The 22,461-nt window shown below is 69.0% G+C and carries 21 protein-coding genes; 7 read left to right on the top strand and 14 right to left on the bottom strand.

The features are described from left to right. Positions 1–121 precede the first annotated feature (121 nt). Positions 122–1,546, top strand: coding sequence for a PLP-dependent aminotransferase family protein (locus AB0395_RS43850; protein WP_366292904.1), 1,425 nt, complete (start codon positions 122–124; stop codon positions 1,544–1,546). 65 nt (positions 1,547–1,611) lie between these two features. Here the strand turns inward: AB0395_RS43850 and AB0395_RS43845 are convergent, their stop codons facing one another. Next, complete coding sequence (locus tag AB0395_RS43845) at positions 1,612–3,012, bottom strand: MFS transporter (RefSeq protein ID WP_366292902.1); 1,401 nt, start codon at positions 3,010–3,012, stop codon at positions 1,612–1,614. A 27-nt stretch (positions 3,013–3,039) separates the two neighbouring features. Next, positions 3,040–3,537, bottom strand: a complete 498-nt coding sequence (locus tag AB0395_RS43840; RefSeq protein ID WP_366292900.1) for a cupin domain-containing protein — start codon at positions 3,535–3,537, stop codon at positions 3,040–3,042. 436 nt (positions 3,538–3,973) lie between these two features. Between AB0395_RS43840 and AB0395_RS43835 the strand changes: the two genes are divergently transcribed. Further along, a complete protein-coding gene (locus tag AB0395_RS43835) occupies positions 3,974–4,612 on the top strand; it encodes a maleylpyruvate isomerase N-terminal domain-containing protein (RefSeq protein WP_366292898.1) in 639 nt (212 codons plus the stop codon). 471 nt (positions 4,613–5,083) lie between these two features. Further along, positions 5,084–5,824, top strand: coding sequence for a DUF4328 domain-containing protein (locus AB0395_RS43830; RefSeq protein ID WP_366292896.1), 741 nt, complete (start codon positions 5,084–5,086; stop codon positions 5,822–5,824). 276 nt (positions 5,825–6,100) lie between these two features. On the opposite strand, the gene AB0395_RS43825 is transcribed toward AB0395_RS43830, so the two are convergent. Together AB0395_RS43825 and AB0395_RS43820 are read right to left on the bottom strand one after the other, a co-directional pair. Then, positions 6,101–6,835: an acyl-homoserine-lactone synthase gene (locus AB0395_RS43825; RefSeq protein WP_366292894.1), complete on the bottom strand. Its 735-nt coding sequence runs from the start codon at positions 6,833–6,835 to the stop codon at positions 6,101–6,103. Between the two features lie 818 nt (positions 6,836–7,653). Then, complete coding sequence (locus AB0395_RS43820; protein ID WP_366292891.1) at positions 7,654–8,256, bottom strand: CGNR zinc finger domain-containing protein; 603 nt, start codon at positions 8,254–8,256, stop codon at positions 7,654–7,656. Between the two features lie 65 nt (positions 8,257–8,321). Here AB0395_RS43820 and AB0395_RS43815 point away from each other — a divergent pair, with 65 nt between their 5' ends. Next, positions 8,322–8,711 (top strand): RidA family protein, encoded by a 390-nt coding sequence (locus AB0395_RS43815; protein WP_366292888.1) that lies wholly within the window; start codon positions 8,322–8,324, stop codon positions 8,709–8,711. A gap of 58 nt (positions 8,712–8,769) precedes the next feature. Here the strand turns inward: AB0395_RS43815 and AB0395_RS43810 are convergent, their stop codons facing one another. Next, positions 8,770–9,516 carry a neutral zinc metallopeptidase gene (locus AB0395_RS43810; RefSeq protein ID WP_366292885.1) on the bottom strand — a complete coding sequence of 249 codons (747 nt, stop codon included), beginning with the start codon at positions 9,514–9,516 and terminating at the stop codon, positions 8,770–8,772. Positions 9,517–9,709: 193 nt separating this feature from the next. Further along, positions 9,710–10,810: a hypothetical protein gene (locus AB0395_RS43805; protein ID WP_366292882.1), complete on the bottom strand. Its 1,101-nt coding sequence runs from the start codon at positions 10,808–10,810 to the stop codon at positions 9,710–9,712. Positions 10,811–10,939: 129 nt separating this feature from the next. On the opposite strand from AB0395_RS43805, the gene AB0395_RS43800 reads away from it, so the two are divergent. Continuing rightward, complete coding sequence (locus AB0395_RS43800; RefSeq protein ID WP_366292879.1) at positions 10,940–11,107, top strand: hypothetical protein; 168 nt, start codon at positions 10,940–10,942, stop codon at positions 11,105–11,107. Between the two features lie 34 nt (positions 11,108–11,141). On the opposite strand, the gene AB0395_RS43795 is transcribed toward AB0395_RS43800, so the two are convergent. The 7 genes from AB0395_RS43795 to AB0395_RS43765 all read right to left on the bottom strand — a co-directional run bounded on the left by AB0395_RS43795 (position 11,142) and on the right by AB0395_RS43765 (position 18,561). Continuing rightward, positions 11,142–11,714 carry an NADAR family protein gene (locus AB0395_RS43795; protein WP_366292876.1) on the bottom strand — a complete coding sequence of 191 codons (573 nt, stop codon included), beginning with the start codon at positions 11,712–11,714 and terminating at the stop codon, positions 11,142–11,144. Between the two features lie 175 nt (positions 11,715–11,889). Continuing rightward, positions 11,890–13,362, bottom strand: coding sequence for an amidohydrolase family protein (locus AB0395_RS43790; protein WP_366292873.1), 1,473 nt, complete (start codon positions 13,360–13,362; stop codon positions 11,890–11,892). Next, on the bottom strand, positions 13,359–13,499 hold the full coding sequence (locus AB0395_RS43785; protein WP_366292870.1) for a hypothetical protein: 141 nt from the start codon (positions 13,497–13,499) through the stop codon (positions 13,359–13,361). Before AB0395_RS43785 ends, AB0395_RS43790 begins: the two co-directional genes overlap by 4 nt. Before the next feature lie 516 nt (positions 13,500–14,015). Continuing rightward, on the bottom strand, positions 14,016–14,927 hold the full coding sequence (locus AB0395_RS43780) for a polysaccharide deacetylase family protein (RefSeq protein WP_366292868.1): 912 nt from the start codon (positions 14,925–14,927) through the stop codon (positions 14,016–14,018). Continuing rightward, positions 14,914–15,627, bottom strand: coding sequence for a fumarylacetoacetate hydrolase family protein (locus AB0395_RS43775; protein WP_366292866.1), 714 nt, complete (start codon positions 15,625–15,627; stop codon positions 14,914–14,916). The genes AB0395_RS43780 and AB0395_RS43775 overlap by 14 nt, the downstream gene beginning before the upstream one ends. Positions 15,628–15,630: 3 nt before the next feature. Next, a complete protein-coding gene (locus AB0395_RS43770) occupies positions 15,631–16,890 on the bottom strand; it encodes an MFS transporter (protein WP_366292863.1) in 1,260 nt (419 codons plus the stop codon). A gap of 336 nt (positions 16,891–17,226) precedes the next feature. Next, positions 17,227–18,561 (bottom strand): amidohydrolase family protein, encoded by a 1,335-nt coding sequence (locus AB0395_RS43765; RefSeq protein WP_366292861.1) that lies wholly within the window; start codon positions 18,559–18,561, stop codon positions 17,227–17,229. 695 nt (positions 18,562–19,256) lie between these two features. Here AB0395_RS43765 and AB0395_RS43760 point away from each other — a divergent pair. Then, positions 19,257–19,919, top strand: coding sequence for a GntR family transcriptional regulator (locus AB0395_RS43760; protein WP_366292858.1), 663 nt, complete (start codon positions 19,257–19,259; stop codon positions 19,917–19,919). 390 nt (positions 19,920–20,309) lie between these two features. Beyond that, a complete protein-coding gene (locus AB0395_RS43755; RefSeq protein WP_366292856.1) occupies positions 20,310–21,365 on the top strand; it encodes a serine/threonine dehydratase in 1,056 nt (351 codons plus the stop codon). 162 nt (positions 21,366–21,527) lie between these two features. On the opposite strand, the gene AB0395_RS43750 is transcribed toward AB0395_RS43755, so the two are convergent. Continuing rightward, a complete protein-coding gene (locus AB0395_RS43750) occupies positions 21,528–22,097 on the bottom strand; it encodes an RICIN domain-containing protein (protein ID WP_366292854.1) in 570 nt (189 codons plus the stop codon). Positions 22,098–22,461 lie beyond the last annotated feature (364 nt).

The following is a 22,461-nucleotide window of genomic DNA, read 5'->3' as shown; positions in this document are numbered from 1 at the left end:
CCTCCCGAGCGCTGATCGAACGTGATCGGCACCATCCAACTGGCAGCAGTGCTCTACACGCCAACCCGGTGATCGTTTCCGGTCACAGCACTAGGGAGTTCATAGACCGCTCAGGAGGTGCATTCCGCTGTCGGAATCATGGGTCAATTCTGCGGAGCGCATCGGTTCTGACCTGCATCTTGAGCTGGCCGGGACCGGATCGCGGCGAGCTGCTCTCGGGCGGGCGCTGCGGGCGGCGATCCAGGACGGGCGGCTCGCCCCGGGGGTGCGGCTGCCTCCTTATCGGTCGCTCGCGGCCGACCTCGGGATCGCCCGGAACACGGTCGCCGACACCTACGCCGAACTGGTCGCCGAGGGCTGGCTGACCGCGCGGCAGGGCTCGGGAACCCGGGTCGCCGAACGCGCGGCTCCCGCGAAGACGGCGCGGGTGCCGAAGAAGCCGCGGGCTGTGTCCGCTGCCCCGGTGCACAATCTGTCGCAGGGGCAGCCGGACGCGTCGTCGTTCCCCCGGAACGCCTGGTCTGCCTCGACCCGCCGCGCTCTCGCGGCCGCGCCGAACGACGCGTTCGGGCCGGGTGATCCCCAGGGGCGGATCGAGCTGCGCACCGCGCTCGTCGACTATCTGGCCCGTGTCCGTGGGGTGCGGGCCGTCCCGGAACGCATCGTGATCTGCGCCGGTTTCGCCGACGCGCTACGCCTGCTGTTCGGTGGCGGCGTGCTGCGCGGCACACTGGCCGTCGAAGCATATGGGCTGGCGTTCCACCGTTTCCTGCTGGCCGCCGACGGGGTCCGGACGGTGCCGCTCGGCTTGGACGACCACGGCACCAGAACCGAGGATCTGGCCGGGCGACGGGGCGTCCGCTCGGTGCTGCTCACCCCCGCCCACCAGTTCCCCATCGGTGGTCCGCTCACCCCGGCACGCCGTAACGTCGCCGTCGACTGGGCACGCGAGCGCGGCGGCGTCGTGATCGAGGACGACTACGACGGCGAGTTCCGGTACGACCGGGAACCGGTGGGCGCGGTCCAGGCGCTCGATCCCGAGCACGTCCTGTACGTCGGCTCGACGAGCAAGAGCATCTCGCCCGCCCTCCGGCTCGGCTGGATGGTGCTGCCCGAACGCCTGGTCGACCCGGTCCTGGCGGTGAAGGGCCAGCGCGAACGCTGGACCAGCGTCGTGGACCAGCTCACGTTCGCCGACCTGATCGTCTCCGGCGCCTATGACCGGCACATCCGCCACATGCGCCAGCGTTACCGCGAACGCCGCAACCGTCTGGTGGAGGCCCTCGCCGACCAGGCTCCGCACATCGAGGCGGCCGGCATCGCCGCGGGCCTGCACGCCGTCCTGCGCCTGCCGTACGGCACCGAGGCCTCTACCTTGAAGGCCGCCGCTTGGCGCGGCGTATCCCTGGACGGCTTGGCCGGCTTCCGTCACCCCGACACCCCCGCCCACCTCGAGGGCCTCGTCGTCGGCTACGCGACCCCGTCCGACCACGCCTACGCCGCCGCCCTCGCCGCCCTCTGCGAGATCCTTCCACCTGCCCCCTGACCCACCGGATCTCGCCCATGCGGACGGCGAAGGCCCCGTCCGGGGACGGGGCCGTGACCGAGCTCTCAGCGAGGTCCGCGGAGACGGAGAGCTACGAGGGCGGTGAGGGCGATGCCCGCGACGGCGATGGCGATGGCGGCCTGGAGGCCGTCGGTGATGGCGCCGGGGGAGGGGGCGGCGGGAAGGGCCGAGTTGGCGACGGCGACGAGGAGAGCCAGGCCCATGGCGCCACCGACCTGCTGGGCGGTGGAGGCGACCCCGGAGGCGATGCCCTGGTCGGTAGGAGCGACGCTCCGGGTGGCGGCGCCGAACATCAGGGTGTAGCCCGCGCCTTGGCCGAGCCCCAGCAGGACGAGTCCGGGGACGAGCGCCGGATAGGAGGCGGCCGGAGAGAGGGCGACGGCGACGATCGCGGCGCCCGCGCCGCCGACGGCGAGAGAACCGAGAAGGACCAGGCGCAGGCCGTGGCGGGTGGCGAGGCGGCCTGCTGTCTGGGAACCCGCGGCGATGGCGAGCATCGGGACGAGAAAGGCGAGGCCGGTGCGCATTGCGCCGTAGCCGTGGACGCTTTGGAAGTAGACCGTCAGGAAGTACAACAGGGTCCCGAACGTCCCCATGTACAGAAACGTGATCATGGTGCCGGTCGTCAGGTCGCGGTCGCGCAGCAGGCGGTGCGGCAGTAGCGGGTCGGCGCTGCGGCGTTCGACGACGGTGAACGCCGTCAGCAGCAGGGCGCCGATGAACGCCGCGCCCAGGACGTTCCGCGAGGTCCAACCGGACTCCGGCCCCTGCACGAGAGCGAAGACGATCGCGGTGATACCGGCGGTGGAGGTCAGGGCGCCCGCCAGATCGAACGACCGGCCCGTCATGCGGATGGCGTCGGGCGCGATGAGCGGGAGGGCCAGCACGGCTGCGATCACCGCCAGCGGAACGTTCACGAAGAAGACCGAGGCCCAGCCGAACGCCTGGGTCAGCATGCCGCCGAGCAGCGAGCCGAGGATCATGCCGCTGCCGCCCGCGGTGCCCCAGACGGCGAACGCCCGGTTGCGCTCGGGTCCCTCGGGGAAGCAGGTCGACACCAGCGTCAGTGTCGCGGGAAACAGCAGCGCCCCTCCGACGCCCTGGACGGCACGGGCGGTGATGAGCAGGCCCGGCCCGGTGGCGAGGCCGCCGAGCAGGGATGCCACGGCGTACAGCCAGAGCCCCGACGCGAACATCCGGCGTGGCCCGAACAGGTCGCTCGCCCGTCCGCCGAGCAGGAGGAAGCCGCCGAAAGCCACCGCGTAGGCGCTGATCACCCACTGCAGGCTCTGGGCGGAGAAGCCGAGACCCGAGCCGATCTCGGGCAGCGCCACGTACACGATGTTGTAGTCGATCGAGATGATCAGCTGCGCGAACGCCAGCAGTGCCAGGGTGAGGCCCGGCCGCGGACGGGCCGCGATGCCGGGTCCGGTCAGAGCGGTCATGATGGAGTCCTTCTTCGTGGAGGGGGTTCAGCGCTGGGCGAGTTCCCGCTGCCAGACGGGGCTGTCGAAGTAGTGGTTGTCGAAGTGCTCGGAGCTGTCGCGGATCTCCTGGACGGAGGCTTCGCCGCGGTAGACGCGCTCGAGCAGCCGGTAGTAGTCGAACCGGTCCATCCCGGGCGTGAAGACGACGAGCATCTCGGCCTCGGACCCCGCCGACGGGGCGAACGCGTGCGGGACGGTCGGCGGAACGGTGAGGAAGTCGCCCTGGCCGAGGGTCACGATCGTGTCGTTCAGCAGGATCCGCATCGAACCGCTCAGGACGTAGAACATCTCTGTGGCCCGGGTGTGGAAGTGCGCGGGCGCACCCGGCGACCCCTTCCGGAACGTCGCCTTGTTGGCGGTCAGCGCACCGCCGGTGTCCCCGGAGTCCGCGAGCAGGGTGATCAGGCTGCTCGCGCCGTCCCGCAGGGCCTCGGCCTCGGCGGACCGGACGAGAACAGGCTGGTCAGCGGTGGCAAAGTTCATGATCTCTCCGATGTTCGGTGATGCCACCGGAACGTTTCTCCGTGGCGGCATCACCGAATCTAGGGCCCGAAAAGACCTGCCACATGGTTCATTTTGGATATGAAAACATGGGTCAATCTGCGCCCCGGCCTCCCTACGCGGACCCCGCGGAGGCGGGAAGATCGACGGAACCGTCCTCGCGGTAGCCGAGATGCCGCCGGGTGCTGGATTGAGGGCTTGGACCCCTCGTAGGGCGATGAGGACCAGCGTGGACATGGCGGTCGTGCTGGTAACGGCCTCGTTGCGCCCTCTCTCAGGGCGTGCCCCGCCGGTCTGCCCCCACAGCGCCAGCAGTCGCACCCATGGCCGTCCCGGCCGCCGAGCCGTACCTTGTTGTCCGCAACCGTCGTCAGTGGCGGATGCCGCCTGGGTGGAATTCACTGGAAGGAGCAGGTATATGACCGACACCAGAGCCGATTTCCTGTCCACTGCCCGCTCGGCCGCGGATCTGCTGCGCAATCCGGCGGTCGCCGCCGCTTGGAGCCGGCCGAGCGCACTGCCGGAGTTCAGCGTGGCTGGTCTGGCCGGACACCTGGCCTACCAAATCCTGGCCATCCCACAGCTTTTGACCAGCCCGGTGCCGCAAGAGGAAACCATCGCCCTGCTTGAGCACTACACCCGGGCGCTCTGGATCGGCGCGAGCCTCGACGACGACATCAACGTCCGCATCCGGCAAGGCGGTCAGGAGGTCTCGGCTGAAGGACACACGGCGCTGGTGGCGCGCGTGGACTCGGCCCTCGAAGAACTGGGCGGCACCCTTGCCTCGACGGCGAACCGGCCGGTGCGCATCTCGCTGTGGGGACCGTGGTCACTGGCGCTCGACGACATGCTGATCACCCGGATGATGGAACTCGCCGTCCACTCCGACGACCTGGCGGTCAGCGTGGGCGTGGCGACCCCCACGCTCCCGCCTGGCGCCGTCGACACGGTGATCGGCCTGCTGGCACGCCTGGCCGTGCGCCGCCACGGCCCAACCGACGTCCTCCGGGCACTCAGCCGCGCCGAACGCGCCCCGGCCACCATCTCCGCCTTCTGACCGGGGTCTCCGTATCGGCGGCCTAAGCTTCGCTTTTGCCCCGAGGGTGGGTGTCAGGCCGCCTGGCTGGTTGTTTTGATGGCCGGGTGACGGGGAGCGGGGCCGCGAGTGGTGCCGCGTGGGCGGCCTGGAGAGTGCCCCGCAGCGCGAGGCGGTCGTCCAGCCGCTTACGCCCTGGCCGGCGGGCCCGGCGCTGATGTTTCGGCAGCAAGGGCCCGATGACCGCCCACAGCTCGTCGCTGACCTCCCACGGCTTCGGCTTCGCCACCCGTTACTCCTCCCGCTGTCGTTACAGCGAGAGACCAAAGCACAACAGAGATCATTCTGTTAGGAGTTATTAAAGTCATTTTGTAAGGTAAAAACGGGATTTCTGGTGTCTGGTTGACGAAGGCGGGTGATATTCCCTTGGCGATGGGGGTGAGGTGTCGAAATACTGTCCGTCCAATGGCGTGATCATGCAAGGGACAATGAATGCATCCCCCCGTTTCCCCTCCTCCCAGTCCTCCCAGGCCCATCCGGCCGATCCGCGGCCTGGCGGTCGCGGTCATGGTCATGCTGGGCGCCCACACGCTGGTCGACCTGCTCTCGCTGGTGGTCGCCTTCGAACGCCAGTCCCTGGTCTCCGCCGTCATCGACGACCCGGAATCGATTGACATGAGCGCGGCCGAGGCCAACGACTCCTGGTACGCGTTGTCCGGAGTGGCGCAGATGACCGCCTTCGTCCTCACCGGGATCGTGTTCGTGATCTGGCTGTACCGGGCGCGGCGGAACGCCGAGGCGATCACCCCGATCGAGCACCGCAGGAGCACCGGTCTGGTGGTCTTCGCCTGGATCATCCCGATCGTGAACCTGTGGGTTCCCAAGCAGATCGTCGATGACATCTGGGTCACCTCGGCCCTGCAGAACCCGCCGCTGAATCCGCTGCACCCTGACGCGTTGCGGAATGCCCCCCGCTCCCCGCTGGTGCGCGGGTGGTGGCTGTCATGGCTGGTCGCCATCTGGGTCTCCAGCCTCTTCTACCGGGTGGGGGCCAGGGGCGAGGATCTGGAGTCCGAGCTGCTGATGGTCAGGACGGAGATCTGGTTCGCCGTCCCGACCCTGATCTGCGCCGTGCTGGCCGTACTGGTCGTCATGACGATCACCAAGACTCAGGAACGGCGGCGACTGGCCCCCGTACCGGGTCCTGCACCGGGTCCTGTACCGGGTGTGTGAACGGCATGGCGGAGGCGAAAGAGACGGGCCCGGCACGAAACACAGGCGTGCCGCAGGTCATAGACACGCTTGCCCAGCGGGGAGGCGTACTCAGCCTCGCTCAGCAGAGGTGCCGGGGCCTTGTCCCAAATGTGTTGGTCGTGTCGTCATCTGACTCGTCACGCTGTCTGGTGTTGAACGCCCAGCGCTTCAACGCGTGCCGCAGTTGCTTGTCGTCTGTTGTTCTTGCCGTCGAATGACGTAGAGGGGATCAAAGTGGATGCTCCGGGGCCTCGCTTACGGTCCGGTCGCCGCGTCGCCGAACTGTGCTTGAGGGGACGGGTGGGGTTCGGGTCCGTCCTGGCAGTGAAGCTCCGCCACCGGTGCGGGGGAGGCGTTCTCAAGGAAAGCCTTGGTCGGTACGGCATAGGCGGAACATGGAATTTGGCCGAGGCGCGTCGCTTTGCCGTCACCGAAGCGCCGGGTGGGAACGCCCATGGCATGCACCCTTTGTTCCACTGCCACGCTGGAAACCGCGACCACCGTGTCGCCGTGCCGATCGACCCAGTGAAACGCGTTCCAGAGCAGTGCGTGGGCAAGCGGGCCGAAACCCGCTGTCATGGTGCGAGACCAGGCCTGGCCGGTGGCCAGGCGGCTGAGCTCCCAGATGCGGGGATCGCGAGGAGCGAGGGCGCCGCGCAACATCTCGGAGAAGACGTCGGGGATCATGTAAGGGCCGTCGGTCGGCAGGAGTCGGCAACACCCCGTGACCTTCCGGCAGTCCTCCGCATGGCTGACCACATAGACCGGATCGCAGTTGTCGTAGGAATCCCGCTCCATTCCGTGAAGACTTTCAACGTCCCAGCGGAGGCGTTCGTGGAACACCTCGTGCCGTAGGCGGAACATGCCATCGAGCAGCCACGCCGGGAGTTCGCCCGCGCGGCCGACGACGATCCGTTGTGCGCATCTCGCCTCTGGTTGCTCGTCGGCGAGCCCCCTCTGTGAGGGTAATTCGTGCCAGGCCTGCAGCAAGGATCGGCTCCTCGTGTTTCCGTGCGCCGAACCCCGTGTTATCGATGAAGCACCGACGGTGAACGTGGTCGAACAGTGGCGCATTTGATGGATCAATTTAAGGGAGACTTTAGCAAACGAAATGATAACTCTGGATATTCGTCAAACGTCGGGGTTATTTATTTTGCATGGAGCTCGAGCGTGAGTTGGCAGTAGGTCGTTTCTGTGCTATCCGCGGCGCGTTGAAAATCTCGATTGTGCAGGTAGGGAGCATGGTTGGTTGCGGGTTGGGTGGATGTCTCATGGTTCCCGGGCTGCAGGTGCGGGTTCCAGCCGCCCTGCCCCTCGTAACCTGGGGATCCCAGTCCGTTTCGTTTCATGCGGGTCGCGTGATGCCAGGGCGGGTACCAGGCCGCGGGTGAAGTTTGTTGGGTGCGTCTTTTCCGGAGACGGGGCCTCGGATGTCGTCTGGTGTGTGCCAGAAAACGCTCCGTGGCCGGGAGCCGGTAACTTTTCTGGCCGCTCGTCGCCGATGGAAAACTGAGGCCGTGCTCGAATCCATGTTTCGGCACGATGCCTCGACCCCGGCTGATGAAGGCGTCGCCGCTGGGCGCCCCCGCTCGTAATCCCCGTCACGGTGTCAGCTGTCAAGCGGGTGAACGGCTACGCCAGGGTCGGCACCACCGCTCAGGGCCTCACCCGGCAGATCGACGTCTGATGGCCTGGGCGCCGCTCCTGGCCGCCCTCGACTCTCCTATCGGCGTCGCCGAGCCGGATCGGCCTGAAAGAGCCACCCTCGCGGGTCGCCGGCACCCGCGTGTGGCTCGCTTGAGGTCACTTCACGAATCCGTGGCCCGCCGGGCGCGGAGGGCCCGGAGCTTGTGGCGGTTGCCGCAGCGCTCCATCGAGCACCAGCGCCGGGCGCCGGGACGGGAGGAGTCGACGAACACCAGCGGGCAGTCGTCGCTCGCGCACTCGCGGATGCGCCCGGAGAGCGGCCCGGACAGCAGCTCGATCATCTCCCGCGCCAGCGTCGACAGTGCCTGCGTTGCCCGCACCGGCGTCGCCCATCCCGTGGTCGTGCCGTCGACGGCGAGCTCGGGGACCAGCGGCGCCGTGGCCGCGGCCCGGTTGATGGTCGCCACCGCCTCGGCAGGGAGCGAGCGCCGCGCCGCCCGGGCATGCGCCGCCTCCCAGATCGCCTGGCGGAGAGCTTTGGCCGCGGTCAGCTCGCCGGCCGTCACGGGGACCGTCATGACCGTGACCAGCGGCGGCTGGGCCAGCCATTCACCGAGGTCGGCAGGCTCGTGGAGGGTCTCGAACACCGCGTACCTGCCCTCGCCGCCCGTGTGGGCGAAGTCCAGGCAGACGGCGCCCGCATCGAACCAGAACGACCCTCCCTTGGGATCGTGCAACACCCGTCCGGTTGCGTTCGCTCTCATGAAACCACTATAACTGGTGCCGTACGAAACCATTATTACTGGTGTCATCGTCAGGGGGGCAGCACATGGGTGTACGGCACATCAACCCCGAGGGGCTCCATCGCAGCCCGGCCTTCAGTCAGGCCGTCGTGGTCGAACAGCCAGCGAAGACGATCTATATCGGCGGGCAGAACGGCGTCGACGCCGACGGTAAGGTCGTCGGTCCCACGGTCGGGGAGCAGTCCAGGCAGGTGTTCCGCAACCTCGCGACCATCTTGGAGAGCGAGGGAGCGAGCCTGGCGAACATCGTGCACTGGCGCATCGCCGTGGTGGAGGGCCACACGTTCGACGAGGGTGTGGCCGCCTTCCAGCAGGTGTGGAACCGAGCCGACCCGCCGCCGGCCATCACGGTCCACGTCGTGGCCGGCCTGGGCCCCGGGGTCCTCGTTGAGATAGACGCGGTCGCCGTCGTGTGACGCAGCGGGGGCGGGATCATTCACCGGTCGCCGGACCGGCCCGGTGCTGTCTGCCCGATCAGGCGACCTTGGGGGAGGAGGCCTTCCAGGTGTTGCAGGCGCCCGGCTTCGCCGACCCGTAGCCCGCCGTGAACCAGCTGAGGCGGTTGGCGGGCTTGCCGTACCAGTTGAACCTGTCGTATTCACCGGGCGTCTCGGCGTCGAGGAGGGGCTTCCAGTTCTTGGCCGAGCGGCCCAGGCTCTTGATGGACACCCCCGCCAGGCAGTCGGCCTGCAGGTAGAAGCGGTGTGTCTGCTCGTCCATCTCGGCCTGCTCCCCGTCGTAGCGCAACGCCCACCAGGCCTCGCTGATGCCTGTCTGGGCCTGGACGAACTCGCCGTACGCCCGGGTGAGCTCGACGAGGATGGCCAGGTCGGACCTGGCCTTGATCCAGTCGGAGCGGAGCTGCACTTGCACGGTGCGGTCGCAGCTTGTGGCGAAGGATCCGGAGACGTCCAGGCCGGTGTGGCAGAGGCCCTGCTCGTAGGTGTCCTTGATCGTCAGTTCGGCCGGGACGAAGTCCTTCTTGGTCTTGCCCCAGGCGGTGTTCAGGCAGCTGACGATCTTGTTCAGGTACTTCGCCGTCGAGGACTTGGTGGTGCCCTTGGTCGCCTTGCAGGAGACGGTGGGCAAACTGCCCAGTTTGTAGAGGGGATTCTGGGTCAGCTCGGGGGAGCCGGTGATGGGGTAGGCGGATGCGGCGGTCGTTCCGGAGAGCAGCAGGGTGAGGGCTCCGGCGGTGGTCGCCAATGCGCGGATCATCATGAAACATGATCGTAGGGACGGGCCGGATGCCCCATCGGCCTGCGGTTTCCGCGCGGGCACATTGTGATCAGGATGTGCTGAGAGGACAGAGGCTTCGGCCGGTCGGGGGCCGTTCGTCCTCCCGGACGATCGCTACGGCCGCTGTGACACGACGGCTCTCGCCATGGGGCGGAGGACGTGCCGATGGTTCTCGCTACGGCGCGAAGGCGTGCCGGTGTTTCCAGGCGAGTTCGAGTACGGCCGCGCCCGCCGCCTGCATCGGCTCCTCGTGCACGTACCGGGTCACCTGGTCGGCGCAGAAGGGGATGCCGGTCATCCCGACGACCCGCCCCTCCTCGTTCTCCTCGACGAGGTCTCCCAGGATCGCGTCGAACGCCTCCGCCTCGAAAACGGTCACGGCCAGGACGTCCGTGGCGAACGTCAGCGGGTCGACTCCGAGCCCGAGGACGAAAGGCCGGACCAGGCCCTCGGCGCGGGCCTGCTCCATCCGCAGGTAGAAGGGCCAGGAGTCGTAGGCGAACGCCTCGCCGTACAGCTCGGAGTGGCCGAGAAACTCCTCGCTGTACTCCCGCACGACGCACTTCCACAGGTCGAAGTCCTCGGCCTCGGCCGCCGCCCCCTCGCGGGCGGGCTGGAAGACGCCGACCGGCATCACCTGGTTGAGGCCGCCCGCGTGGGCGACCAGCGCGGGGTCGCGCCAGTGCAGGACGAACGTCATCTCGCCCGTACGGCCGTCGCGCCGCAGGGTCAGCATGGAAACGGCGGGCAGCGCGGGTCGCCTGCCCAGGTCGGTCGGGTCTCCCACGAGGGTTCTGAGCGGGAGTCCCTCCTCTCCCTCTCCCCGCAGGCGGGCCCGTGCCAGTTCGTGAGCCGCGGCCTCCCCGACGTCGACCGCGTCGAAGTAAGAGCCCCGCCCGAACCTCAGCCCCGGCCACTCCACGCCGAGCAGTCGATAGCACACGCGGTTCTCGAACAGCCTGGGCCTGCCGTGTTCCGCCATGGCCTGCGCGTAGGTGGCGCTGCCCTCGGGAAGGGCCGAGCGCGCCTGCGGCTCACCGCCGGTCACGGCGGGGGCGGGAGCGTGGTCGTGCCACGTCAGGGCAACGCGGTCGAGTGGGAGCGGATCGGTCAGCCGCCACTCGGCGCGGGTCAGCAGGGACGTGGCCCCGACGCGCTCGTAGCCGGGATGGAGCCGCTCCGCGACGCGCGTCAGCTCGTGCCGGTGCCCGTTCAGGTAGTGGCGTACCTCCTGCCATGCCTGGGGTGAACCGTTCGCCCGCGCGTTCGCGTTCATCGAAGCTCCGGAGCAAGAGATAGCGCTGCCCACGACACCCTACGGGGCGGCCGTCCCGGGGGAATGCCGCACCCGTGGGCGTAAACCATGTGCGAATTGTCGGTGGGGCAGGTAAGAATGCCAGACATCATGGTTATCTCCCCTCCGCTTCCGTTCGCCGCCACGATGTCGCCGAACGGTGACATCGTGGTTTTCTACATCGGCCCCGAGCCCCGCATGACGGCGGAGCAGGCGCTCGCGTTCGCCGACCAGCTCCGCGACATGGCGACCGAGTCGCCTTGTCGCGAGCTGAACTGACCTGAGCCGCCCTGAGCCGAGCGCCGGACGGCGGTCAGGTGAGGGCGTGCAGGGCGTCGCGAGCGTCCATGAGGGCGAAGCCGAGCAGGTTCAAGCCCCGCCACATGCTGGGGGAGGCGGCTCGTTCGTCGTCCGCGGTGAGGCCGATGCCCCAGATCCGGTCGACGGGGCTGGCCTCGACGAGGACCCGGTCACGCGTACCGAGCAGAAAACTCCCCAGCTCGGGATGTCCGCCGAACTTGGCGATGTTGCCGCGCACCACGATCTCGTAGCGGTGCTCGTTCCAGACGGCCTCGTCGAAGCCGCGGACTTCGCGGCCGAGTTTCTTGGCCTCACCGGGATGCCCGGCGGCGAGAACGCGGCCCGCGGTCTCGTCGTCGCCGAACAGCCACGCCTTGTGCGCCATCATGTAGTGCTCGGCCGACAGGAAGACGTGCCCTTCGTCGGTGAAGGCGGCCTCCCACCATTGGCTGAGGCATCCCGCGCCGACACCGCCGTCGCGCGGCGGCTGATGGCCCCAGAAGAACAGATGACGCAGCCGCGCGCCGTCGCGCTCGGCAGCGACGGCCTCGGCGACGGAACGGGGCAGCCTGGTGAGGTTGGACATCGTCCTACCGTGCCACGTACGGCCCGCATCAGGCCAGCGGGTATCGGCCCAGCGCGGGAGCGGCCAAGCCCGGCGGCTTTCAGCCGGGCCCGGTATCGGCGCCTCAGCCGGCGGCGTTCGGCTCCGGCCCCGAAACGGCGGTCGGGGCCGTCGACCAGACGGCCCGGACCAGGCATCAGGCTCTGACAGCACGCCCGGGCAGGGCGGTCGGCAACAGACGCTCGTCGCGGACCACGAACTGGCCGCCGACAAGGACGTGGACGAAACCGGAGGAATGCCTGACCGTCTCGGTGTAGGTGGCATGGTCGCTGACAGTCTCGGGGTCGAAGACGGTCAGATCGGCGTCGCAGCCCGCCTGAACACGGCCCTTGCGCCGCATCGCCGGGACACCCGAGCCCACCACGTCGGCGGGGATGAGCGTGCACCGGCGCACAGCCTCGGGCAGCGACAGGACGCCGTTCTGCCGGACGAGCCTGCGCAGTGTCCGGCCGTAGGTGCCGGCCGTACGGGGATGGGTGACGACGTCGGGCCCGAGCGGCCAAGAGAACGGATCAGGCGCCCCCGAGCGCCACAGGAGGGGTACGGCGTCGGTGGCGACAGCGGCGTCGGTGAAGGTGAGGGCCCGCTGGATGTAGCCGAACTGGGCGGGGTCATCCTCGTCGAGCAGGTGGACGAAAGCCGTCGAGCCGGGTTCACTCTCGCGGACCCGACGCAGGGTGTCGGCATCGGGGATACGCCCCTCAGCGCCGAGCAGGCCGATGGAGTGCGGGGTCAGCCCGCGCCGGTGGAGGAGTTCCGGGGCGAGGAAGGCCGCGCCGACGCCGGTCATGCCCGCGCCGTAGGGGTAGGCCTCGGTGGTGACGCGCGATCCTTCGGCGCGAACCTTCTCCACCAGGCCGAGCACGCGGTCGACATGGCGGATGGAGGTGCTGTTGACGTGGCAGTAGTGCATGTGCGCGCCGGTCTCGGCGGCGGCGCGGACGACCTCCTCGGCGCCGTCGACGGGAGTGGTGGGGTCCATCTCGACAAGTTCGCGGGCGTGGGTATAGGTGGGAAGCCCGACGCGGGCGGCGAGGGCGGCCACGGCGAGGTATTCGGAGGGATCGACGCGGGGCGCGTAGCCGACGAGGACGCCGATGCCGAGCGCGCCGTCCCCGAGGTCGCGCTCCAGCATGCCGACGATGCGGTCGACGACATTTCGTGGAGCGGCGCGCTGCCATTCCTCGCGGCCGATGTTGGCGAGGAAGTCATTTCTCAGGTCGCCGCTGGTTTCGAGGCCGAGGAGGACGGCCATCCGGGCCACAGCCCAGGAGGTGGCGAAGCCGTAGTTGAGAGGCCTGCCCTCGATCTCGGCCCTGCGGTAGGCGGCGGCGACGGGGTAGGCGCCGGCCTCGAGTTCCAGGACGGTGGTGACGCCGTCGAGCGCCTGCAGACGGTGGCCGGCGACGTCCATGCTGTGGCTGTGCAGGTCGATGAAGCCCGGACTGACGACCAGGCCGGTCGCGTTGACGGTGGTGACGCCGTCGAGCGGCTGGTTGGAGACGGCCTGGATGACCCCGCCGTTGACGCCGACGTCGCGTACGGCGTCCAGACCGGTCTCGGGATCGATGACCCGGCCGCGGGCGAGGACCAGATCGTATGTCGTCACGCGAGCTCCTTCGTTCTGAGGCTGAACTGCTCAGGGCGCTGGGGCACGATCAACGCGATCAGCGCGCCGAGGACGGTGGTGGCGATGAGCAGGCCGAAAGCAGCGGTGTAGGAGAACGTGTCGACCAGGAAGCCCATGAGGACGGGGCGAGGACGCCGGCGATCTGACCGCCGACGTTGACGACGCTCATGCCGGATCCGACGGCGAGTCCCATTCACAGGCCTCCGGAGATTTCACATCGATGTTTTGGCAACCCTCCATCACGTCACCTGGGAGTGCTTCGTGCGGGAACATGAAGTCGGGGACCGTCGGCGGTGCGATTGCACCAAGATGTATCCACTGGATAGGTCCTGGCGCCGTGAAGGCCGGGATGGTGGCGACATCGTCTTCTGCCCGGCGGCCACGCGAGGCGGGAACGAGCCAGAACGGCGATCGACGCCGCCACCCGAGACCTTCTCCCGGGTTCCTGCGGTCAAGGGGCCTGCCCGTCTCGGCCGCGCTTCAGGCTTCCTTCGTCTCGACGGCCCTCACGCCGCTCGGGCACGTCCGCGGACGCCCTACGGACACGCGAAGGCGAGCTTACGGACAGGCGGGGATCCGTAAGCTCGCCGTGTCACGCCGTCATCCGCCCTGCCGGGCGTGTGGGCGCCGGACTAGCGGGCGGACAGGGAGGCCTGCTCCAGAGACGGCGGTGACGCGGGGCGGGCCTGGCGGTACCAGTCGAGGATCTGCTCACCGGTCCAGAACTCGACGTCCCGGTGGGCGCGGATGTGCTGCAGGGCCTGCTCGAAGTACCTCAGCCGGTGTGGCGCGCCCATGATGTAGGGGTGGACGACCAGGGCCATGACCCGGGCGGAGTCGGCGGAGTCCCGGTAGAGCTGGTCGAACTGGTCGACCGCCCGCTGGAAGTACTCGCGGGCCGGATGGTGCTGGATCAGCATCATCGCGACGTCGTTGCACTCTTGGGTGTAGGGAATGTTCACGATGGGCGACGTCCGGGTGGCCAGCTCAACGGGCTGGTCGTCGAGGACCCAGTCGCACACGTACTCGTATCCCTCTTCGACGAGGATGTCCGGTGTCTCCCAGGTCTCGGTCAGTCCGGGGCCCAGCCAGCCCCGAGGCCGGACGCCGATCGCGGACTCGATCGCCGCGGTGGTCGCCTTGATGTCGGCCCGCTCGTCCTCGACCTTCTGCATGTTCCTCTGGGTGAACCCGTGGCCGATGAACTCCCACCCGCGCTCCTGCGCCGCCCGCGCGATCTGCGGGTAGTGCTCGACGGCCTGGCCGTTGATCGCCAGTGCGGCTCGCACCTCCTGGCGGTCCAGCGACTGGAGCATGCGCCAGAAGCCGACGCGGTTGCCGTACTCGTGCCAGGCCCAGTTGGGGACGTCCGGGGCGGGGATGCCCCCGGCGGGGGGAGTGAGGACGGTGCGGGGCATGGGATCGGTGTCGGACCAGGTCTCCACGTTGACGATGACCCATACCACCATGCGCTTGCCGTCGGGCAGGGTGAGCCTGGCACGGCCTTCGATGGGGTCGTAGGGGAGCCGTTCACTGGGACGCACGGGCGTCTCCTTCGCTGATGGTCACGGTCAGGGCAGGCAGGCCGGTGATCTCGACGCGAATCCGGTCGCCGGGGTGTACGGCGGCGACCCCGGCCGGGGTTCCGGTGTAGATCAGGTCGCCGGGCATCAGCCGGTAGGAGTGGGACAGGTGGCTGATGATCTCCGGAACGTTCCAGATCATCAGCTTCAGGCTCGTGTGCTGGTGCTGGCGGCCGTTGACACTCAGCCGCAGTTCCCCGTCCAGGGTCGAGGGGGCCTCCTCGACGGGGAGGATGAGGCCGCAGGGCGCCGAGTGGTCGAAGGACTTGCCCGCTTCCCAGGGGCGGGCCATGTCACGGCAGTCACGCTGCCGATCGCGCCGGGTCAGGTCGATACCGGCGGCGAGACCGAAGATGTGTCCCGGCGCGTCCTGCGGACTGATGCCTGACCCGGCCGCGCCGATGGCGACGACCAGTTCGCCCTCGAACTGGAGGTCGTCGGTCTGGGGCGGGTAGGGGATGGCGGAGCCGTCGGGGACGACGGCGTCCGCCGGCTTCTGGAAGAAGAACGGGTCGTCGCGTTCGCTGCCCTCCTGCATCTCCCGGATGTGGTCGAGGTAGTTGCGCCCGACGCAGTAGACGCGGCGGACGGGGAAGGACTCGGGCCTTCCGCTGACGGGGAGGACGTTCTGGGCGACGGGCCAGAGCAGAGGTGTGGTCATGAGTCAGAGATCCCGAGAGGTGTTGGAGGCGTCGGCACTGCTGAACAGGTGCGGGCGCAGGGTGAGGGCCAGCGCGGCGCCGAGTACCGAGAAGCCGACGATCTGCACCAGGGCCGCCGTGGTCCAGCCGGTGGCGGTGATCAGGGTGCTGAACAGGAGTCCGGCGAGGCCCGCCGCGACGTAGATGCAGGTGACGAACAGGCCGGCCGCCCGGCTCACGTTCTCGCTGCTGACGGACTTGACGAGATAGCCGGCCGCGGCCACGTAGACGCCGCTGCTCGCGAAGAGCCCGAACAGGAACGAGAAGGTTGCCTGAGAGGTCATCGAGCCGGGTCCGAGGAACAGGGCGCATCCGCACACCGCGACACCGAGGTTGAGCGTCGTGAGCAGGAGCCGGGGGCTCATCCGGTCGACCAGGTGGCCGCCGAGCGGGGAGGCGAAGGCCGCCAGCCCGGACAGCCCGACGACGAATCCGGCCGCGCTCGGAGTGAAGTGCAGTTGCTCGCGCAGGTAACTGGCGTACAGGCCGATGAAGGCGAAGTCGGTGAGGCCGAAGAGCGCGGTGATGACGGCGAGCACGAGGGGGTTGTGGGCGAGGAGCGTGCCCGCGCCGCCGGTGTGCGAGGTCGAGCCCGCCGACGAGTCGAGCTCGGTGAGCCGCGGCGAGACCAGCACCGCGATGGCGATCGCGAGGGCGACGCCGATGGTGCCGTATGCGATCATCGGTGCTCGCCAGGTGCCGTACCCCTCGAGCAGGCCGCTGCCCAGCGCCGGGCCGATGATCGATCCGACGGCGAAGGCCGTGTTGACGCTGCCGATCGCCATGCCGCGCCGGGCAGGGAACGCGCTCGAGGCCACGGTGATGAGCGCCGCGAGCTGGAACGCCTCACCGGCTCCGGACAGCACGCGCCACAGCAGCATGTCCGTGAACCCGGTCGAGACGGTGGTCAGGGCGGTGGCGAGGGAGAACACCACGGTGCCCGCGACGATCGTCCACTTGCGCCCGAGCGTCCGCTGGAGCCACCCGGAGGGCAGGCCCGCCAGTCCCATTCCCAGGGCGAACACGGTGGCCTGCAGTCCGGCCGCCTCGAGGCTGAAGCCGTACTCACCGCGCACTTCGACGAGCAGTACCGGGAAGACCATGCGGTCCATGGCGTTGACGGCGTAGGCCAGCAGCAGCAGGCCGAACATCGCCACCGCGGTTCTGGGGGCTAAAGCCGCCCTCGGTGGAGCCAGGGTTTGGGGGATGGGGGCGGCGCTCATCGAAACTCCTTAAGTGTGGAGACCCGGTTGTTCAGGGCTGGGAGGGAACGCGGCACGACGCCGCAGGTTTCGTTAATGTGTTCGGTGGTGGCGATGACCAAGCCGTCACCCGCACGATCGGCTTCACCCTTGCCGCCGGGCCGGCGGAGAGGTGAAACGCCTGCGGAGCCGGTGTAAGACCCCCACGGAAGATCCTTTTCGGGCGGGCGGGCGGGCGGGCGGCGGTGGAACAGGAAACCCTGCGGGCGACCGCGGGAATCTCCTCCCCTCGGGGAGGGGAGGAGATCAACAGTGGTCGTCGAGAGGTCTGGAACGGGGTGTCGGTGTCGTGGCCGGTCAGTGCCAGTCGCCTGCCGCCGCCGCTCTGCGCAGCAGCGCGTCGCGGCACGCCACGGCCATGGCGACGGGGTCTTTGTCGTCCTCGTCGAACTCGAGCCGTCCGTGCCGCTTGAGAATCCGGCCGTCGGCGATGACGGTGTCGATGTTGTCGATCTGGCCCGTGTAGACCAGTGCCTCGGCCGGGTCGCCGGCGGGGACCAGGTTGATGTCGGAGGCGCGCAGGATCACGAGGTCCGCGCGCTTGCCGGGGGTGACCGAGCCGACGACGTCCTGGAGTCCGAGGTCTTTGGCGCCGTCGATCGTCGCCAGCTGGAGCAGCCTGCGCGGGGTGACCGTGCCGGAGCCGGTGCGGGCGGTTTCGACGGAGACGATCGTGCGCAGGTGCCCGAGGATGTCGGCACTGGTCGGCATGGCGAGTGTGTCCAGGGAGAGCGACACCTGGACACCGGCCTCGAGGAGTTCGGTGAGCAACGGGAACCCCATCGTCCTCATCTCCGTCATCGGGCTGAGCGACACCCGGGTCCGGGTGCGGGCCAGTGCCTCGATGTCCTGCTCACTGGCGTGCACGGCATGGATGACCTGCACGTCCTCGCCCAGCAGGCCGAGCTCTTCGAGGCGGGTCAGCCCGCAGGACCGGCAGTCCTCCTCGCGCAGGCACCGGTCGCAGTGCATGGTGATCGGGAGCCCGAGGGAGCGTGCCGTCTTCCACTCGCGCTCGTACACCTCGGGAGGCGTCCGGTACGGCCCGCGCAGGGCGACACCGAAGTCCAGCCGGCCGTCGAGATGGTCACTGGGCCAGCGCGCCCGTAGCCTCACCAGGTCGTCGAGGTCGTTCGTGCTTTCCGGCGAGGCCGAGTCGGGAGGGCCGTAGGAGAACCGTCCGCGCAGGCCAGAGTCCAGATGGGCCTGGATGTTGGCGTCGGCGTCCTGGGGCCCGCGGACGTTGTGGTCGAAGTTGTGCACCGTGGTGATGCCGCCGCTGGCCGCCTCGGCCAGCCCGAGGCGGGCCGCCCAGTAGAAGTCCCCCAGCTTGAAGTGGCGCGCGAGCGCGCGTTTGACCGTGAAGTAGTCCGCTCCCGGCCGGTCGCCGACCGTGCCGCGCAGGAGTGAGTTCCACAGGTGCCAGTGCGTGTCGACGAATCCGGGAAGGGTCATCGTTCCGGCCGCGTCGATGACCTGCGCCTCGCCGATCTCGCGGCCGGGGACGTGTGGGCCGACGTCGACGATCTGACCGGCGCGGACGAGGATGTCGGCGCGTGGGATGTCCGCGATGGCGGGATCCATCGAGATCAGGTACGTGCCCGCGATGAGCAGGTCGTTTCGTTGGCGCATGGTTACCTCACGAGGAGTGCGATGGACAGGCGAGATTGAGATTGACGACGAGCGGGTGAAGGCGCTTGGGCGGCACGCCGGGCGGGAACCACTCCGTTTCGGCCACCGGCAGGACCGGTTGGCGGCATGACGGCGGCGGGAATCCGTTTCACGGGCCCGAACGTGGCGGGGCACGGTGCGGAGACCGGGCCGACGATCGGCGACAGGGCGCTCTTCACGGTGTTGAGTTGAGGCGACGCGGGTCCTCGGACACGAAAGCTCGGCGGACCGCGAGCGTCGTCACACTGTGGTGGGGTCCAACATGGTTCCCCTTCTCTCACTCACTGGTCTGGGTCTCTTGCTCACAGACCTTAATGTCATAAGTATGCATTGCATGCAATGCATGTCAATACCCTGAATTCGAGAAGGCCGCAGCTCCTGCCTCGGGCATCGGTCGCGAGACGGCTCTTTGCGATGTCCTGATCGTGGGGCGTCGGCGTCGTTCCCGGTGTGGGCCGGTGTCGTTCCCGGCATGGATGCTTAGGGTGGGCGCGCCGGTAGGTGCGGCCGTGTTCCCCTGTCGGTTTCGGGGCTCCATGGGGGGCTCGGGCGTCACTCCGGACGCCTGCCCGGTGCCGGTCCCGGCCCGCCGGATCCGCTTCGCCGATGTCTCCGCGATCATTTCCGGCCGACTGTATGCAGAGTATACTGGGCATATGGCCATCTCTTCCGACTCCCAGCCCGGCAGCGCCCACGCAGTGTACGTGGCGCTGCGCCACCGGTTCTCAGATGGCGAATACGCTCCAGGCCAGCGGCTGACCGAGACGGCCCTGGCCGCGGACCTGGGGGTCAGCCGGACGCCGGTGCGTGAGGCGATCGGAAGGCTGCTGGCCGAAGGGCTGGTCGTCCAGGCCGCGCGGGGAGTCGCCGTCGCCGCGCTGACACCGAAAGAGGCGAAGCACCTGTTCGTGCTGCGCGCCGACCTCGAGGCACTGGCCGCGGAGCTGGCCGCGACGCGGCAGGCGCAGGGCCAGCTCGCCCCGGCCGAGGTCGACGCGCTTGACCGGGCCGTCGACCGGGTCGAGGTCGCGGTCAAGGCGCAGGACCCCCGTGCCTCCGCGCAGGCGAACCTGGCCCTGCACCGGGCCATCGGAGCGGCGGCGGGCAACCCTTTTCTCGAAGACACCCTGCACCGCGTGTGGGACCGGATCGCGGTCACCACCGTGGCGAACCTGGACGACCCGCACTGGGCCGCTGCGATCACCGACCAGCACCGCGCCATCGTCGCCGGAATCCGCGCGGGAGACGCGAAGGCGGCCCGGCACGCCGCCAAGGCGCACATCGAGGCGGCCGGCCGCGCCTACCGCCCGGTCGTCTAGGAGGCAGACCAAGTAAGCCGGAAAGGGCTAATAGGGCTGGTCGGCAGTATCCGTCCGTATCGCCTGGACGACCCGCCCGGCTGGCCGGCGCTCGGAGGCTCGCTGACTCGCGCGATCCGCTGGGACTGAGTTCGGCGACACGATCAACACCCACCGGTCCTCGATCACCCTGCCACCAGGCGGCCCACCGGCAACGCCTCATGAATCTTCGGTCCTTCAGGTCCGCCTGCGGCCGGAACTCGGCGACGCACTACTGTTCAACCCAGCCAACTTCCACGCCGTCGAACCCAACCCCGGCAGGCGGCGGATCGCCTTCATGTTCTTCCTCGCCCTGACCACCACCGGCCAGCTCATCACCTGGTCGTGACCATCTCTCAGCAGGAGCAACCCGTGCACCAGCTCACGTACGGCGACATCAAGGCCGCCACCGACCGGATCGCCGGACGCGTCCGCCCCATCACCCTCTCCCCGCTCGACCCCGGGGCGATCCGCACCGCCCACCGCGACCCCCTGGACGAGCGCGAGCCCGAGCCTGAGCCCTGCGAGGTCTGGCTGGCGCTGGAGTACATGCAGCACACCGGCTCCTTCAAGGCCCGCGGCGCCCAGAACTTCATCCAGGCCCACCGTGACGCGGGCACCCTGCCCGACGTCGGGGTGACGATCGCGTCGGGCGGCAACGCGGGCCTGGCCTGCGCGTGGGCCGCCCAGCAGCAGAGCATCCCCGCCACGGTGTTCGTGCCGACCACCGCCCCGGCGGTGAAGGTCGCCAAGCTCCGCTCATACGGCGCGGACGTCCGCCTGGTCGGCGCGGAGTACGCCGAGGCCCTGGCCGCCTGCGAGGACTTCGCAAGCACCACCGGCGCCCTCGCCTCGCACGCCTACGATCACCCGCTGATCGCCGCCGGCGCGGGCACCCTGCTGGAGGAGATCCGGACCCGGATCCCGGGCCTGGACACCGTGGTGGTCGCGGTGGGCGGCGGCGGTCTGTTCGCCGGCGTCGCCACCGCCGCCCAGCACCACGGCGTGCGCGTCGTCGCCGTCGAGCCGGAGAACTGTCGCGCGCTGAACGCCGCCGTCGAGGCCGGCCGCCTGGTCGACGTCACCGTGGACTCGATCACCGCCGACTCCCTCGGCGCTCGGCGCGCCTCCGCCATGGCCCTGCACGCCGCTCAGCAGGACGGCGTGCACTCGGTGCTGGTGTCGGACAGCGAGATCGTCCGCACCCGCCAGGCGCTGTGGGACCACCGCAAGGTGGCCGTGGAACACGGCGCCGCGGCCGCGCTGGCCGCCCTGACCGAGTCGGCCCACGTTCCGGACCGGGACCTGCCGACCCGGCCCGCCGCTCCCAGCCGCGGCTACCGGCCCGGCAACGGCGAGAAGGTCGCAGTGGTGCTCTGCGGGGCGAACACCGACCCCAGCCAGCTCGTCCACCCGGCCGCCGACTGAGACCAGGACCTGTGTGAGGGCGGTCGTGCTCAGAGACGTTGCGGTTTGCGGCTGGTGACACGTTTCTTGACGGCACCCATCGGTCGTCGCGTGAGGGCCCGTCGCCGGTTCTACGCCGGGACGGTTGCGCCCACGCGCGGCGTCCGGTCATGACAGGTGGGCTCAGAGGAGCTTCCACTCCTGGTAGGGCAGGTCGTTGGAGCAATCCTGCTGGACCACGAGGACCCCGTCGGCGAGGTTCCCTTGCGGGACCGTCAGGCACTTGCCGCTGTGGCGGGCGACCAGGCTGAAGTAACCGTTGGGCCGCTGGACGAGCCGCCATTGCTGTTGGGTTGTGTGGTAAGCGGTGTCGCAGGCCTGCTGGATGACCGGCGCCTGGTCGGTAGTGGCCCCGCCCTGGACCTCCAGGCACTTGCCGCTGTGTTGGGCGCGGATGGTGTAGTGGTTGTCCGCGAGGAATCCGTTCGCGAGGTCGCTGTTGTAAGCAGCGACAAAGTTCCACGTCTGGTTGTCGGGAGCGTCGTAGCAATGCCACTGCTGGACGGGCCCGGCAGCCTGGTTCGCGCCCGGGACGTCCAGGCACTTGCCGCTGTGGTTGACCATCAGCTTCGCCCTGAACAACGGGGCGTTGCCCGCGGCCGCCGCCGGCGTTGCGGGGGCGGCGGCCAGCGTCGTCCCGCTGACCGCCAGGGCGCACAGGCCGGTGGTGAGTACTCGTCGGGGTGCCTTCAAGGCGGTCTCCCTTGGTCGAGGTCGCCCGTCTGAACTGGGCGACCATCCCATGTGTATCTGAAGGGCACCGCCGAGGCGCTGAACGACGCGGGGTATTGGTAAGGAACGTGTCACCAGCCGTCAGTTGAAGAGATGGCGCAGGTCGGCGACTTGCATCGGGGGAGCTGCGATGGGTCCGGTGAATCGAGGCCCCTATGCGGGGATATCTTCCTGACCTGCAGAGACGTTGCGGTTCGCGGCTGGTGACACGTTTCTTGACGGCACTCCGACCACCGGAACGGCTATTAGCCCTTTCCGGCTCAATCGGTCTGCCCCCGTCCAGCGCCCCCGGTCCCGGGTGTGGCGGAACGGCGCGGTGACATGC

Origin of the sequence: Streptosporangium sp. NPDC051023 (assembly GCF_040689595.1) — a bacterium.
In the GTDB taxonomy this organism is placed as follows: domain Bacteria; phylum Actinomycetota; class Actinomycetes; order Streptosporangiales; family Streptosporangiaceae; genus Streptosporangium.
The sequence above is the reverse complement of the archived record's forward strand: the minus strand, read 5'-3'. Positions and strand labels throughout refer to the sequence as shown.